We start from the raw sequence: 13,403 nt of genomic DNA, 5'->3' as shown, positions 1-13,403 counted from the left end.
TTGAAGACGTTATATATAAACTACACTGGTTCGGAAAAGCGTGTTGCGATAGAAGAGAAACAAAAAATTGTCGAGCTTTTATGGAAAAGGAATGAAGAGCAGGAGATTGTCGGGCATATTTATGTTGGGCGTATCGTAAGAACAATTGCTGGAATGAACGCAGCCTTTGTAAATATCGGATTAGAAAAACATGCATATCTTTCATATGATGATGTACCATCTTCATATCGCATACATGAAGGACAGGCGATACTTGTACAAGTTGTGAAAGAAGCAATTGATACGAAAGGTCCTAAGTTAACAGCGAATATAGAATTTACCGGAAAATATGTTGTTTACATGCCGTATGATGAAATGCGCGCTATTTCTCGGAAAATAAAAAATAACAAAAGAAGACAACAGTTGCTCGGAGTTGAAGTGAAAGGAATGGGTGGATACATTTTCCGCTCTGCTTCTGAAAAAGGAACAATTGATGAAATACAAGCTGAAATGCAAGGGTTGCAGCAGTTATATGAAGAATTAAAAAGAAGAGAAGAGCAAGGAAAGGCGCCGTTACTACTTCATCGACCAGCGACGTTTTTAGATCGTGTATTTCAGGAGAACCCAATTGAAACGATTGAAAAAGTAGTTGCAGATACGAGAAGTGTAGTAAAAGAATTAGAAGAAAAAGTAGGGGAAGAAAGAGTATCCTTTTACAATGAAAAATCTTCGATGTTTAACCATTTTGGAATAGATCGTGAAATCGAGAAAGCACTTCAAAAAATTGTGTGGCTACCAAATGGTGCGTATCTAATTGTAGAACAAATGGAGACGATGACTGTAATTGATGTGAATACAGGCAAATTTACTGGAAAACAAAATTTACAAGATACTGTACTTCGCACAAATGAAGCGGCTGCTGAAGAGATTGCTCGTCAATTAAGACTGCGTGATATTGGCGGTATGATATTAATTGATTTTATTAATATGAAAAGACGAGAAGATAAAGAGAAGGTAAGAGAGAGTTTAATGTTAGCTTTACAAGATGATCGTACATATACGAGAGTACTCGGATTTACGGAATTAGGAATTTTAGAGATGACGCGTAAACGTAAGAAACATTCGTTACGTGACGTATTATTAGAAGAATGTGTACCATGTAAAGCGACGGGATATGTCATGTCTTATGAAACAATTGCGTATGAGTTAGAGAGAGAATTAATTACATATGGCAATATAGAAGATGAAGCAGTATTAATCGCTGCACCGAAAATTTTGCAAAAGCATTTTCTACAAAAAGAATTACAAAAAAATCTTCCATTTGAAATTTATTTCAAAGATGATATTATCGAAAAGTACGCTATTATCCGATTTGGAAGTAAGAAAGAAATTGTAGAACGGAAAAAATAGTTAGCAGAACATTTATTGACAATAGTCTATGATTCATGATAACATCTTTATGTTATAGTTTATAGCACCTAAACGGCTATATGCTACAACCGCACAAAACAGGTTCCCTAAAGACATGTATGTCTACCTCGTTTTTGGCGAGTCTTAGTAATTAAGAGGAGGTGCAAGTATGTACGCAATTATCGAAACAGGTGGAAAACAAATTAAAGTTGAAGCTGGTCAAGCAATCTACATTGAAAAATTAGATGTTGAAGCTGGTGAAACTGTTACTTTTGACAAAGTTCTTTTCGTTGGTGGCGAAAACGTTAAAGTTGGTAGCCCAGTTGTAGAAGGCGCAACAGTGACTGCTAAAGTTGAAAAACAAGGTCGCGCTAAGAAAATCATCGTTTTCAAATACAAAGCGAAAAAGAACAATCGTAAGAAACAAGGTCATCGTCAACCTTACACTAAGCTAGTTGTTGAAGCTATCAACGCTTAATTCAGGTTAACATGATTAAAATTACGATAAGTCGCACGAAATTAGGAAGTATCCAATCATTTAAAATGACTGGACATGCCGATTATGCGCCACATGGACAAGACCTTGTCTGTGCTGGAACTACAGCGGTTGTGTTTGGTTCTATAAATGCAGTGGAAGAACTTTGTAATGTGCAGGCAACTATTGAACTCGGAAGTGATGGCGGATTCTTAACGTATGAATTGCCTAATGATTTAGACGTTCATGCAGCAGAAAAAGCACAAACGCTTTTAGAAGGATTGGTTGTTTCGCTAAAGACGATCGAACTTGATTACGGAAAGTATATCCGTTTAATAGAAAAAGTGCAGGAGGTGTAACGTATGTTAAGATTAGATCTTCAGTTTTTCGCATCTAAGAAAGGTGTAGGTAGTACAAAGAACGGTCGTGACTCTCAGTCAAAACGTCTTGGTGCTAAACGCGCAGATGGTCAAACGGTTTCAGGTGGTTCAATTCTTTACCGTCAACGCGGTACAAAAATTTATCCAGGTGTTAACGTTGGTCGTGGTGGCGATGACACTTTATACGCGAAAGTTGACGGCGTAGTACGCTTTGAGCGTCTTGGCCGTGACCGCAAACAAGTGAGCGTATATCCTGTTGCTCAAGAAGCATAAGAACTCACGGAAAACTCTAACCTGAGTGCAGGTTAGAGTTTTTCTATATTAAGGGGTATCTAAATGAATGAAAAATGGACAATTATAGATGCGTTGCGCCATTCAAGACATGATTGGCTCAATCGTATGCAGATGGTTAAAGGAAACCTTTCCCTTGGAAAAGTGGAAGAGATTCATAGGCTCATCGATCGTTTTGTCCAAGAAGCGAGACAAGAATCCAATCTGATAGGGCTATCAATGCCTTTATTTTCAGAGTGGATTTTAACATATAATTGGAAACAGCAGCCGTGCTTATTGGAGTACGAAGTATTAGGGAAATTACATAACTTATCTCACTTAGATGAGACTGTATGTACATGGACGAATCAATTTTTCTCAATGCTTCAGCATAGTTTAGACGTATATGTTGAAAATTATGTTTGTATCACAATTGAATGTGACGCGGAGAATGCTCGTTTCTTTTTTGATTTTCGTGGTAAGCTAACGAGTGTAGAAGAACTACAGAATTGGCTTGCGAACCAAAACAATAAATGGTATTCCATTTCTTATACAGTACGAGACGAAGAAGTCTCAGTTATATTACAACCAATCGAAAAAAGTGTGGTGAAATAATGTTTGTAGATCAGGTCAAGATATATGTAAAAGGCGGCGACGGTGGTAACGGAATGGTTGCGTATCGTCGTGAGAAGTATGTACCTAAAGGTGGCCCAGCAGGTGGCGACGGTGGTAAAGGTGCAGATGTTGTTTTCGTTGTTGAGGAAGGCTTACGTACATTAATGGACTTCCGCTACCAACGTCATTTCAAAGCTGATCGTGGTCAGCACGGAATGAGTAAAGGTCAGCACGGTCGTAAATCTGAAGATTTAATCGTAAAGGTTCCACCGGGAACAATAGTAAAAGATGAAAAAACAGGTGAAATTCTTGCCGATTTAGTAACGCATGAACAAACAGCTGTAATCGCAAAAGGTGGCCGCGGTGGCCGTGGTAACTCACGTTTCGCAACACCGACGAACCCAGCGCCAGAAATCGCTGAGAACGGGGAACCAGGTCAAGAACGTGATGTCACGCTAGAACTTAAAGTACTAGCAGATGTTGGACTTGTTGGATTCCCGAGTGTAGGTAAATCTACATTATTATCTGTTGTATCATCAGCGCGTCCGAAAATTGCAGAGTATCACTTTACAACAATCGTTCCAAATCTTGGTGTTGTTGAAACTGGTGATAACCGCAGCTTCGTTATGGCTGACCTTCCTGGACTAATTGAAGGCGCACATGCCGGCGTCGGACTTGGACACCAATTCTTACGTCATATTGAGCGTACACGTGTAATCGTGCACGTTATCGATATGTCTGGTTTAGAAGGCCGTGAGCCATATGAAGATTATGTAACAATCAATAGTGAACTAAAAGAATACAATATGCGTTTAACTGAGCGTCCACAAGTTGTTGTTGCAAACAAAATGGATATGCCAGGTGCAGAAGAAAACTTACAAGCATTTAAAGAAAAATTGGGAGACGAAGTGAAAATTTTCCCAATCTCAGCTGTAACGAAACAAGGTGTTCGTGACTTACTATTTGAAGTAGCGAACTTATTAGAAACAACACCAGAATTCCCAATGTACGATGATGTAGAAGAATCTGAAGCAAGTGTAATGTACAAATTTGAATCTGAATCTAATTTTGAAATTACACGCGAAAGTGATGGCACATTTGTTATTTCTGGTTATGATATTGAGAAAACATTCAAAATGACAGACTTCTCACGTGATGAATCTGTACGCCGATTTGCTCGTCAAATGCGTGGAATGGGTATTGATGAAGCTCTTCGTGCACGTGGTGCAGTAGACGGAGATATTGTAAAAATTCTTGAATATCAATTTGAATTTATCGATTAAGACTGCCGAAATATGGCAGTCTTTTTTTTATCCCGCTATTTGTGGGCAGTAAAACTTCCACCTCAAAATTCAGCTGGAGCAAAGAAGTTAAGGGGGAGCCTTACTGCCCGTAAACACCCAATTGGTGTGGGCTAATAATCAGTGAGGGAGGAACAAAAGCCCCACTGATTAAAGTTTCACTTTATATCGTAAAAGTCTGATTCTTATAGGAAAAAATCTCCACTAATCAAATTTTCAATTTATAATAGAAAAAGAAGTAATTTTAGAAGAATATTTATGGGGAGAAAGAGAACATGTATAAAATATTAATTGTAGAAGACGATGAGAAAATCGCGGGAATATTAGAGGAGCATTTAGAAAGGTATGGCTATCAATCATTTAGAGTAAGTGATTTACGTCATATAAAAGATGAGTTCGTAAAAATAAATCCACATCTAGTGTTACTCGATATTAATTTACCGTACTTTGATGGTTTCTATTGGTGTCGTCAAATCCGCACTGTATCGAATGCGCCGATTATTTTTGTTTCTGCAAGAACAGGGGAAATGGATCAAGTAATGGCGATTGAAAATGGTGGAGATGATTACATTACGAAGCCATTCCACTTAGATATTGTAATGGCAAAGGTGAAAAGTGCACTTCGCCGTGGGTATGGTGAGTATGCTGCTGCTGCTGAGAGTGATTGTTTAGGTGTAAATGGACTGTTGTTATTCCCTTCTCAACACGTTGTTGAGTGGCAAGGGCAACAAACAGAACTGACAAAAAATGAATTTTACTTATTAGAGTGTTTAATGAAACAGGCGAATCAATACGTAACGCGCGAAGAACTATTAGAGGCCCTGTGGGATGAAGTAGCCTTTGTTGATGATAATACATTAACCGTAAATGTAAAACGTGTAAGGAAGAAACTAGAGGAGTTAGGCATTAAAAATGCAATTGTAACGAAACGTGGATATGGTTATGCGCTTCTTACAGAGTGGGGCGAAGGGCATGAAGGTTAAAAATTACCTCATGGACCGCTTTTCTTTAATTCTTTCTTATATTGTTAGCCTTTGTTTATTTGGGCTCGTTTTGCAGTTGCAAAGTCTTTTAGAAAAGAAATCCATTGATTGGAGCACGTGGTTATACGGACTTTTATTAGGGACAGTTGTGTTTACTGTATACCTCATTTACGATTACCGAAAACGGAGTGTGTTTTTAAAGAGGATCGAAAAGTATGTTACTGGCGGAAATACATTACATGACTCCTTACTTATCGATACTTCTTATACGTCAGAACAAGAGATGGTCGTCGAATCGTTTACGCTATTAAGGCAGCAATATATGAATGAAGTTCATAAACAGCATGCGAAAGAGCAACAGCAAATGATATTTATGAACCAATGGATTCATCAAATGAAAACACCAGTATCGGTTATTGAATTATTGTTACAGAAATATGGTAAGGAACATCGTGAGGCAAGGGGAACGATTGAAAGTATTCGTGAAGAAAATAACCGTATTTTAAATGGCTTAGATTTAGCGTTACATATGGCAAGATTAGATCAGTTTGCGAAGGATTATAAAGTAGAAGTAGTAAATGTTATAGATGTCATTCGAGATATTATTAATGAAAATCGAAAGTCGTTCATTCAATCGTCTGTATTTCCGAAACTGATGGTTGAAGAAGAAGCTTGTATGATTGCGTCTGATAGAAAGTGGCTTAGTATCGCCATGAGCCAAATTGTTGTAAATGCAATTAAGTATACAAAAATTGCAGAAGCAGAGAAAAAAGAAATTCAATTTCAAATTGAAGAGAAAGATCAAAAGGTGTTACTACATATTAAGGACAATGGAATCGGTATTCCAGAGCAAGATGTAAAGCGCATATTTGATCCATTCTTTACGGGAATAAACGGCCGTAAAACGAGAGAAGCGACTGGAATGGGTTTATATATTACGAAGGAAATTTGCGATAATTTACATCATGGAATGTATGTTCAATCGGCTGAAGGAGAAGGAACGACATTCACATTCCAATTTGCAAAAGATGAAGAATATCATGCATTGATGAGAAAAATGACAAAACTGTAAGATAACAAAACGTTTTGTAAGGAAAATCACTCGTTTCTTTTTCTTATTTTTCTTATAGTAAATGTAAGAAGAAAACACATAGGGGGATTAGAAATGAGTGTTCTTGAAGTAAAAGGCTTAACAAAGGTGTATCAATCGAAAGGTTCAGTAGCGACGACTGCTTTAAATGATATAAATTTTAAAATTGAAGAAGGCGAATTTGTAGGGATTATGGGTCCTTCAGGAAGCGGAAAAACAACGCTTTTAAATTTATTAGCAACAATTGATAAGCAAACTTCAGGTCATGTGCTTGTAAATGGTGAAGAAATTAATCAAATGCGTGCAGCAAAATTAGCAGAGTTTCGCCGTACACATTTAGGATTCATTTTCCAAGATTTTAACTTACTTGATACGTTATCGATTAAAGAAAATATTATTTTACCGCTTGTAATGGCGAAGAAATCTGTAAATGAAATCGATACAAAAGTACTGGAAATTGCGAAGTTTTTAAACATCGAAGAAATTTTAAATAAAAAAGTATATGAAGTATCAGGCGGACAACAACAACGTGCAGCAGCTGCGAGAGCAATCATTCATGAACCGACGTTAATTTTAGCGGATGAGCCAACGGGAAACTTAGATTCTAAGTCAGCGAAATCATTAATGGGAGCACTTCAAGATTTGCATGAGCAAAAGAAAGTAACGATTGCAATGGTTACGCATGATCCAGTAGCGGCTAGCTATTGTGAACGCATCCTCTTCATACGTGATGGAGAGATCTTCTCAGAAATACACAAAGGAAGAACGAAGCAAGCCTTTTTCCAAGAAATTTTAGACGTACTTGCGATGCTAGGAGGAGAATATCATGAACTTTCGCCAGCTCGCGCTTAATAACGTAAAAGGAAATTGGCGTAATTATAAAGCATTCCTTATTAGTAGTTGTTTATCGATTGTCGTATTTTTCATGTATGCTTCCTTCATTTATCATCCAGATGTCGTAAGCGGTAATATTAGTATGAAGACGATGATTACAAAAGGGTTAGAATCAATGAATTACATCGTAGTCATCTTCTCAGCACTCTTTATTTTATATGCAAATTCAACGTTTTTACGAGCAAGAAAAAAAGAATTCGGTTTATTAACATTAATAGGCGGAACAAAGTCTCAACTTGGCAGAATGATTATATTAGAACAACTTATGTTAGGTAGTACTGCAATTGTAGTAGGTATCGGGATTGGAATGCTTTGTTCAAAACTATTTTTCCAAGCACTCAGTGTCTTACTAAAAGTTGATAAAACATTGCCGCTTGTGTGGAATGGAAAAGCAGTTCTTATTACAGCTGGCATATACTTTATCCTCTTTTTAATCCTATCATTGTTTAGTGTTTGGACAGTAGGACGTTTGCAAATTATTGATTTATTAAGGGAAGCTAGAAAACAAAAAGTAGAGCCGTTTGCATTTACATGGTTATGTGTAGCAGGAATAGGATGTATTATTGCAGCGTATGTCCTTTGTTTCCAAGTAACAATTATGAATTTTATAATGTATTTCTTACCAATCGTCGGACTGACAATTGGAGGAACGTATTTACTATTTACACAAGGTAGTACAGTCGTTTTAAAAGCATTGCAAAAAAGAAAACAATCATTTTATACATATCCAAACATGTTCGTCCTTAGCAATCTTATTTATAAAATGAAAGATAATGCTCGTTTTCTATTTGTTATTTCTATCATTACAGCTGTTGTTTCTTCAGCAGTTGGTACGCTTTATGTATATTTTGAAAATATGAGTGCGAAAACGATAGATCTTACGCCACATGCTATTTCATATGAGGAAAAGGGTATAAATACGCATACCATTATTAACGAGGAAAAAGTACAGGTATTATTAAAAAAGAATGGATTTGAAGATGCACGAAAAATAACCTACGTAAAACTACCTGCAACACAGAAAATAACGTTTTTTAACAGTGAACATGAAGTGCCAACAGCGATTATTGCAGAGAAAGAATATAATGCGGAAGTGCGTAAACAAAAAAGGGAAGAAGTTAGAGAAGTTCATAATGCACCAGGTAGTGCGACGATGATCATGAGTGATATGACAAATGATCTAGTGAAGATAGATCGTGCGAAGCCATATGAAATTACAATTAATGGGCAAAAACAGTCTGTTCAGTTAAATGAACCAACTTCATATTCTGTTTTTAATGATGATGAATATCTTATTGTGAATGATCAAGATTTTGAGAAATATGCAAAGCTCGTACCAGATGAAGAAAAGACGAAATATTACGGTTATTATATTGAAGATTGGAAGAGTACTGAAGACCTTGTGTTAGATTTGAAAAAGGAAATTGCGCCAGAAAAGCAAGGAGAACTGAAAAATTCAGTGTTTGCTTATAAAGATATAAGAGAATCAGGAGCAATTACAATGTTCATCGGTTTCTTCGTAGCAGTACTGTTCTTCTTCTTCGCTTGTAGCATGACATACTTTAAATGGTTTAACGATAAAGAACAAGACCGTATTCAGTTTAAATCGTTAAAGAGAATCGGTATGACAGACAAAGAAATTCATAAAATTGCAATTCGACAAATGGGCGTTATCTTCTTTATCCCAATCTTAATCGGTACAATTCATAGTGGATTTGCTCTTCATACGTTAGGGAAAATGCTTTATATTGATTTATGGAAATCAGGTGCGATCGTAATTGGCGCATACATTGTAGCTTCTGCCATTTACTTTATGATCGCGCAAAGAGGATATTTAAAACACGTAAAAAGCTAGGGAAACCTCTAGCTTTTTGCCTATGTAGTAAGTTACAGGGGGACGATAGATGAACATTCGGCAACTAGCGCTGCAAAATATAAAGGGGAATTGGCGTAATTATAAAGTGTTTTTCTTAAGTAGTTGTTTTGCAATATTTGCGTCTTTTGCATATATGTCTATCATTGTACATCCGTATATGCAAGAGACGATGTGGTATCAAAATGTACGCTGGGGTCTTATCATATGTAACATTATAATTATTTCTTTTTTTATCATATTTATTTTGTACTCTACTTCTATTTTCATAGAAGCGCGTAAGAAAGAACTAGGGTTATATATGTTAATGGGAGCAACGAAATCTAACGTAATAGGAGTGATTATGACCGAGCAAATATTAATTGGAATGTTTGCTAATTTTTTCGGTATTGGGCTTGGCATGATCTTTTTAAAGCTCTTCTTCATGGTGTTTAGTATGTTACTTCGTCTTCCGAAAGAACTCCCTGTCATATTTGACGTGAGGGCGATTGGTGTAACGTTTGTTATATATATGGTCGTTTTTATTCTATTATCTTTTATAAGTGCTTTACGAATATGGAATATAAAAATCATTCGGTTATTGAAAGAATTTCGAGCAGATAAAAAAGAGAAGAAAACATCAATGTGGCTTTGTATATTCGGCTTTATTTGTTTAGGGATAGGATATGCGTTAGCGTTACAAACGACGATGTCAACGATAGCATTCTATTTTTTTCCTGTGGCTATACTTGTCTTTTTCGGAACGTATTTTTCTTTTACACACGGCACTGCTCAAATATTAGAAATGATAAAACGAAATAAAAAGATTATGTATACATATCCGTATTTGTTTATAGTGAATCAATTATCACATCGAATGAAGGAAAATGGTCGCTTTTTCTTCATGCTGTCTATGGCAACGACGTTTGTAGTTACAGCAACAGGTACAGTGTTCTTATATTTTTCTAGTATGCAAGATATGTGGCGGGATGGAGGAGTACACTCATTTTCGTACATAGAAAAAGGTGCTTCTTCCCATGAAGTTTTTGAGGAGGGGGCGGTTGGAAAATTACTACATCAATATGGGTATGATGATTTTCAATTTATGAGTTTTGTTGGAGTGTATGCATCCTTTCAATCCAATAAGGGAGAAACAGAAGTAGCGCCGCTTATAAAGGAAAGTGAATACAATCAAGAGGCAAGAAAACAAAAGCAGAAAACGTATCATCCTAAAACAGGAACCGTTACACTTGTTTATTATAATAAAAGTAATTATCCGAATGTATATAATCAAAAAGAGATTCAATTACAAGTAATGAATCAAACGTATCCATTCGTATTTAATGGTCAGAAAGAAGGGGTGAAATTTAACTATCACCCTGCGCACATTAATGGTCTGTTCTTCGTCATGAATGATGCGGATTTTGACAGTATAGCAAATACAATTCCGGATTCTGAAAAAATGATATATAGAGGCTACACATTACCAAATATTGAAAATACGAAGAAATTAAATGAAGATTTACGGAAACATATGAAACAAGATAATAATGATGCATTTCGAAGTAATATGGAGTTATATGTGAATATGAAAGAAGGCGGCGATATTACTCTATTTTTAGGTTCATTCATTAGTATATTATTCTTTCTCACTTCATGTAGTATCGTATATTTTAAATGGTTTCATAATATTGCATCGGATCGAAAGCAGTATGGTGCGCTCTCCAAACTTGGAATGACGAAGGAAGAAGTGTGGAAAATTTCTCGTTGGCAATTGTGTATGCTATTTTTTGCGCCAATTATAGTAGGAAGTATGCATAGTGCAGTTGCGTTATATACGTTTCATAATACGTTCTTTATGGATGGATCATTAAGAAAAGTAGGTTTGTTCATTCTGTTTTATATCGCAGCATGTATCATTTATTTCTTCTTCGCTCAAAGAGAATATAAGAAACATTTAGACTAGCAAATGCTAGTCTTTTTTTAATATTCGAAATTTACATAGAAGAATATAAAAAATTATGGTATAACAGTAAGAAAACGAAAAAGAGGGGAAAAGACGATGATTCGAGTAGGATATTTAGGACCAGAGGCAACATTTACAAATATGGCGGTGAGTCGTTTTTTTCCGGAAGCAGAGCATGTGCCGTACCGAACGATTCCAGATTGTATAGATGCAGCTGCAAATGAAAATGTAGACTTTGCAGTTGTACCGTTAGAAAATGCGATTGAAGGTTCAGTAAATATAACGGTTGATTACCTCGTACATGAGCAACCACTTTCTATTGTAGGAGAAATTACAGTACCGATTCAGCAACACTTACTCGTACATCCCCAGTATGCAGAAGTGTGGGAAGAAGTATATGCTGTACATTCTCATCCACATGCTATTGCACAGTGCCATAAATTTTTAAATGAAGAATTAAAAGGGGTAACAGTTCGCGATATGACATCAACAAGCGCTGCTGCGCAATATGTGAAAGAACATCCTGAAGAAAAAATCGCCGCCATTGCAAATGAAGCAGCGGCAGAAAAATACGGATTAACAATTGTAAGGCATGACATTCATACGCACAAAAACAATCATACGCGTTTCCTTGTTCTGCATAAGAAAAAGAAAGCAGTACTCCCGAAAAACGGAGAAAATCGCGGAGAGAAAACGACGCTTATGATAACGTTACCTGCAGATTATGCAGGAGCGCTATATCAAGTGTTATCAGCTTTCGCATGGAGAAAATTGAACTTATCAAAAATCGAATCTCGCCCGATGAAAACAGGTCTTGGAAATTACTTTTTCTTAATCGATGTCGATAAAGCATACGATGACGTATTACTGCCAGGCGTAACGATGGAGCTTGAAGCGCTTGGTTTTTCTGTTACTGTGCTGGGAAGTTATTCTTCTTATTGGTTGTAAAAAGCGAGGAGGCTGTTAAACTTGCTTGAAACGAAACGTTGTTTATTAAATACAGTTCATGAATTAGATTACGAAAGTATAAAAGAACTATATTTAAATGAAGAAGTGAGAAAATATCTTGGTGGACCGCGTGAAGAAGAGTCGATTAGAGATGTTTTGAATGATATGTTGCATCCGGAAGAAAACTGTTGGTATTGGATTGTTAAAGAGAAGGAAACAAAAGCATTTTTGGGAGTAGTATCGCTCGATCCAAATGATGTTAATAAAGATATTGAAGTATCTTATCAATTTTTACCGATGTACTGGGGAGTTGGCTATGCAACAGAAGTTGTTCAGGCTGTAATTCAGTATGGTTTTCGGGAATTACATTTATCAAAAGTAATTGCAGTAACACAAATGGCTAATATACCTTCGCGTAAACTTTTAGAACGGTTACGTATGAAATTAATTCAAACGTATTATCGGTTTGGGGCAGAGCAAGCTGTCTATTCTATTGAATCAACAGAAATAATTTTGCTAGATTAATAAAATCCCACCTGCAGAAGGTGGGATTCTTTATTTCAACTTCGCAAGACGATCCTCTAACTGACCACGCCAAATATCAGCTAGTTCTGGTACAGCAAGAATCTTCTCAATGCCATCTTTATCTTTCCTATTATGAAAATAAATTTCGTTAGAGAACAAAACAGATACATTGTTTGATGGACGCTCTAGTAATGTAATTTTAGAATCTTGACGTACAGTACCTTCTTGAAGAACGCGGCATAGGTAGCCAGTAAATCCAGTTGCTACAATGCGCGGCAGTATGCCAGGGATGCCAAGACGTTTTGAAATTGTGCTACAAGGTACTCTCGATTGTGTCACTTGAATGATTGCCTCACCTAGTTGATATGTATCTCCGATGCAAACATCACGCTCTAACATATTTGTTACGGTAATGTTTTCGCCAAATGTGGAAGCTGGAAGCGTAGTTTGAAATTCCTCTTCCCATAGTGCGTAATGCTCGTGTGGGTACACACAAACTGCGCGGTCAGGTCCCCCGTGATGTTTTAAATCTGCTACATCATCACCACGGAATCCGTCTTTTGAGAGAAAGGCCTCTTCTGTAGGATCTTTACATATACCTGTTATCATTTCTTTATCTTCGCCATATTTCATTTGTTTCGGTTTACCGGTGCTAAAGTGAACGAGTTCAATTCCCATATTTGACCTCCTTTACAATTGATTACAATATTATATC

The 13,403-nt window shown here is 36.5% G+C and carries 14 protein-coding genes and 1 other annotated feature; of the genes, 13 read left to right on the top strand and 1 reads right to left on the bottom strand.

All coding sequences use genetic code 11. The features are described 5' to 3' along the window. From ACP6L7_RS19085 to ACP6L7_RS19025, 13 genes are all read left to right on the top strand, one after another. Nucleotides 1-1,389, top strand: a complete 1,389-nt coding sequence (locus ACP6L7_RS19085; RefSeq protein ID WP_097831043.1) for an Rne/Rng family ribonuclease — start codon at nucleotides 1-3, stop codon at nucleotides 1,387-1,389. A gap of 77 nt (nucleotides 1,390-1,466) precedes the next feature. Further along, nucleotides 1,467-1,544, top strand: a sequence feature (ribosomal protein L21 leader region). Nucleotides 1,545-1,558: 14 nt separating this feature from the next. Then, nucleotides 1,559-1,867 carry a 50S ribosomal protein L21 gene (gene rplU, locus ACP6L7_RS19080; protein WP_000270907.1) on the top strand — a complete coding sequence of 103 codons (309 nt, stop codon included), beginning with the start codon at nucleotides 1,559-1,561 and terminating at the stop codon, nucleotides 1,865-1,867. 11 nt (nucleotides 1,868-1,878) lie between these two features. Then, nucleotides 1,879-2,223 carry a ribosomal-processing cysteine protease Prp gene (locus ACP6L7_RS19075; RefSeq protein ID WP_001973720.1) on the top strand — a complete coding sequence of 115 codons (345 nt, stop codon included), beginning with the start codon at nucleotides 1,879-1,881 and terminating at the stop codon, nucleotides 2,221-2,223. 3 nt (nucleotides 2,224-2,226) lie between these two features. Then, complete coding sequence (gene rpmA, locus ACP6L7_RS19070) at nucleotides 2,227-2,517, top strand: 50S ribosomal protein L27 (RefSeq protein ID WP_000944957.1); 291 nt, start codon at nucleotides 2,227-2,229, stop codon at nucleotides 2,515-2,517. Nucleotides 2,518-2,580: 63 nt separating this feature from the next. Then, nucleotides 2,581-3,129: a sporulation initiation phosphotransferase B gene (locus ACP6L7_RS19065; RefSeq protein ID WP_097830566.1), complete on the top strand. Its 549-nt coding sequence runs from the start codon at nucleotides 2,581-2,583 to the stop codon at nucleotides 3,127-3,129. Further along, a complete protein-coding gene (gene obgE, locus ACP6L7_RS19060) occupies nucleotides 3,129-4,412 on the top strand; it encodes a GTPase ObgE (protein ID WP_000497117.1) in 1,284 nt (427 codons plus the stop codon). Before ACP6L7_RS19065 ends, obgE begins: the two co-directional genes overlap by 1 nt. 293 nt (nucleotides 4,413-4,705) lie before the next feature. After that, a complete protein-coding gene (locus tag ACP6L7_RS19055) occupies nucleotides 4,706-5,413 on the top strand; it encodes a response regulator transcription factor (RefSeq protein ID WP_098361859.1) in 708 nt (235 codons plus the stop codon). Next, the gene (locus tag ACP6L7_RS19050) at nucleotides 5,403-6,485 is read left to right on the top strand and encodes a HAMP domain-containing histidine kinase (protein WP_097830568.1); all 1,083 of its coding nucleotides are present in this window, start codon (nucleotides 5,403-5,405) and stop codon (nucleotides 6,483-6,485) included. Before ACP6L7_RS19055 ends, ACP6L7_RS19050 begins: the two co-directional genes overlap by 11 nt. A 93-nt stretch (nucleotides 6,486-6,578) precedes the next feature. Beyond that, the gene (locus ACP6L7_RS19045) at nucleotides 6,579-7,355 is read left to right on the top strand and encodes an ABC transporter ATP-binding protein (protein ID WP_088230692.1); all 777 of its coding nucleotides are present in this window, start codon (nucleotides 6,579-6,581) and stop codon (nucleotides 7,353-7,355) included. Beyond that, on the top strand, nucleotides 7,330-9,252 hold the full coding sequence (locus ACP6L7_RS19040; protein ID WP_097830569.1) for an ABC transporter permease: 1,923 nt from the start codon (nucleotides 7,330-7,332) through the stop codon (nucleotides 9,250-9,252). The genes ACP6L7_RS19045 and ACP6L7_RS19040 overlap by 26 nt, the downstream gene beginning before the upstream one ends. 49 nt (nucleotides 9,253-9,301) lie before the next feature. Continuing rightward, nucleotides 9,302-11,215 carry an ABC transporter permease gene (locus ACP6L7_RS19035; protein ID WP_097830570.1) on the top strand — a complete coding sequence of 638 codons (1,914 nt, stop codon included), beginning with the start codon at nucleotides 9,302-9,304 and terminating at the stop codon, nucleotides 11,213-11,215. Between the two features lie 96 nt (nucleotides 11,216-11,311). Continuing rightward, the gene (gene pheA, locus ACP6L7_RS19030; RefSeq protein ID WP_097830571.1) at nucleotides 11,312-12,163 is read left to right on the top strand and encodes a prephenate dehydratase; all 852 of its coding nucleotides are present in this window, start codon (nucleotides 11,312-11,314) and stop codon (nucleotides 12,161-12,163) included. A gap of 21 nt (nucleotides 12,164-12,184) precedes the next feature. Then, entirely contained in the window at nucleotides 12,185-12,688 is a 504-nt protein-coding gene (locus tag ACP6L7_RS19025) for a GNAT family N-acetyltransferase (protein ID WP_071771729.1), read from the top strand. Nucleotides 12,689-12,718: 30 nt separating this feature from the next. Here ACP6L7_RS19025 and ACP6L7_RS19020 read toward each other — a convergent pair whose 3' ends face one another. Then, the gene (locus ACP6L7_RS19020) at nucleotides 12,719-13,366 is read right to left on the bottom strand and encodes an MOSC domain-containing protein (RefSeq protein ID WP_097830572.1); all 648 of its coding nucleotides are present in this window, start codon (nucleotides 13,364-13,366) and stop codon (nucleotides 12,719-12,721) included. Between the last annotated feature and the right edge of the window lie 37 nt (nucleotides 13,367-13,403).

Origin of the sequence: Bacillus silvicola (assembly GCF_050524305.1) — a bacterium.
Taxonomy (GTDB): domain Bacteria; phylum Bacillota; class Bacilli; order Bacillales; family Bacillaceae_G; genus Bacillus_A; species Bacillus_A cereus_AT.
This window is presented reverse-complemented; position numbering and strand designations above follow the sequence as displayed.

Excerpts from the sequence above, each read along its gene's own strand:
- rplU (WP_000270907.1), top strand. The coding sequence starts at position 1,559 with ATGTACGCAATTATCGAAACAGGTGGAAAACAAATTAAAGTTGAAGCT.
- ACP6L7_RS19075 (WP_001973720.1), top strand. The coding sequence starts at position 1,879 with ATGATTAAAATTACGATAAGTCGCACGAAATTAGGAAGTATCCAATCA.
- rpmA (WP_000944957.1), top strand. The coding sequence starts at position 2,227 with ATGTTAAGATTAGATCTTCAGTTTTTCGCATCTAAGAAAGGTGTAGGT.
- ACP6L7_RS19065 (WP_097830566.1), top strand. The coding sequence starts at position 2,581 with ATGAATGAAAAATGGACAATTATAGATGCGTTGCGCCATTCAAGACAT.
- obgE (WP_000497117.1), top strand. The coding sequence starts at position 3,129 with ATGTTTGTAGATCAGGTCAAGATATATGTAAAAGGCGGCGACGGTGGT.
- ACP6L7_RS19055 (WP_098361859.1), top strand. The coding sequence starts at position 4,706 with ATGTATAAAATATTAATTGTAGAAGACGATGAGAAAATCGCGGGAATA.
- ACP6L7_RS19050 (WP_097830568.1), top strand. The coding sequence starts at position 5,403 with ATGAAGGTTAAAAATTACCTCATGGACCGCTTTTCTTTAATTCTTTCT.
- ACP6L7_RS19045 (WP_088230692.1), top strand. The coding sequence starts at position 6,579 with ATGAGTGTTCTTGAAGTAAAAGGCTTAACAAAGGTGTATCAATCGAAA.
- ACP6L7_RS19040 (WP_097830569.1), top strand. The coding sequence starts at position 7,330 with ATGAACTTTCGCCAGCTCGCGCTTAATAACGTAAAAGGAAATTGGCGT.
- ACP6L7_RS19035 (WP_097830570.1), top strand. The coding sequence starts at position 9,302 with ATGAACATTCGGCAACTAGCGCTGCAAAATATAAAGGGGAATTGGCGT.
- pheA (WP_097830571.1), top strand. The coding sequence starts at position 11,312 with ATGATTCGAGTAGGATATTTAGGACCAGAGGCAACATTTACAAATATG.
- ACP6L7_RS19020 (WP_097830572.1), bottom strand. The coding sequence starts at position 13,366 with ATGGGAATTGAACTCGTTCACTTTAGCACCGGTAAACCGAAACAAATG.